The 1,278-nt window shown below is 50.2% G+C and carries 1 protein-coding gene; it reads left to right on the top strand.

The window, feature by feature from the left end:
* Window positions 1-113 precede the first annotated feature (113 nt).
* Window positions 114-1,265 carry an IS4 family transposase gene (locus tag F3F93_RS12325; RefSeq protein WP_176959501.1) on the top strand — a complete coding sequence of 384 codons (1,152 nt, stop codon included), beginning with the start codon at window positions 114-116 and terminating at the stop codon, window positions 1,263-1,265.
* Window positions 1,266-1,278: the final 13 nt, after the last annotated feature.

The raw sequence follows: 1,278 nt of genomic DNA, 5'->3' as shown, positions 1-1,278 counted from the left end.
CACTGCTGTCCGGTTAAAGATTTAGCAGTAAGAAAGTAGGCCTGAATTCCCAACGTTTGTGGTACATTTGTAGTTGTCGAGACAGCAAATTTACCGCGCGGAGAACCCAGGCCATGAAGCACACTAACACGGTATTTCACCAACTTCTAAAAGTTATCCCACGCAGCCGTTTTGAGGCAGTTGTCAGACGTAATCATGGCGACCATCGCGTGCGCAAGCTCTCCTGCTGGCAGCAGTTTACGGTGCTCCTTTTTGCCCAGCTTGGCGGTTGTCGATCTCTCCGAGATGTTGTTGCCGCCTGGGGCAGCCATGCCGGATGTCACTACCACCTTGGCAGCGGGAAAGTGAAGCGCTCGACTTTGGCAGATGCCAATGCTTCGCGGCCATTTCAGATTTACCTTGAGCTGTTCTACTGGCTGCTTGGTCAGACACGAGCTGGTCAGGGCACAGGCAAAGAGATGGTTCGCCTGATTGATTCGACAACAATTGATCTGTGCAAACAGCAGTTTGAATGGGCGCATTTTCGCAGCGGCAAAGCAGGCGTGAAAATGCATACTGTGTACGATCCTGATGCGAAGGTTCCCACCTTCTTTAGCATCAGCATGGCCAAATGCCATGATCGAAAGGCAGCCAGGAATATGCCGCTTCTACCCGGTGCAACCTATGTGTTTGATAGAGCTTACAACGATTACGCATGGTTCAATGAGATGTGTGAGAAGGATATTCGCTTTGTCTCACGCATGAAATCCAATGCCAGATTTGAAACCATTGAAACGATTGCGGTGACCGATTCCGGAGTCCGGGAGGATGCCATGATCCGGCTTACATCCGCCCGTGGTAAGGAGCAGTGCTCACAGACAATGCGGCGTATCCGGTTTGTCCGTGAAGGCGACGATAAGGAACTGATCTTCATTACCAATGACCTCAAACGCACTGCCGGTGAGATTGCCGCTCTCTACAAAGAGCGCTGGCAGATCGAACTCTTTTTCAAGTGGATCAAGCAGAATCTCAAGATTAAAACCTTCTTCGGCACATCCGAAAATGCGGTCAAAATCCAGATCATCATCGCCATGATTGCATATCTACTTCTGCACATGGCCAGCAGAATGGTCCCGAACAATCGCTCAATGCAACAACTCGCAAGGCTCGTGACAACGAACATCATGCACCGACGAGATTTTCTCGAACTGCTAATCGAGAAAGATCCTCCCGGAAAGCCAACATCAGCAGAAACTCATCGGCAAATGACGCTCATCCATGCTTAACCGGACAGCAGTG

The sequence above is a fragment of the Mariprofundus sp. KV genome, assembly GCF_013387475.1.
In the GTDB taxonomy this organism is placed as follows: Bacteria; Pseudomonadota; Zetaproteobacteria; order Mariprofundales; family Mariprofundaceae; genus Mariprofundus.
The sequence above is the reverse complement of the archived record's forward strand: the minus strand, read 5'-3'. Positions and strand labels throughout refer to the sequence as shown.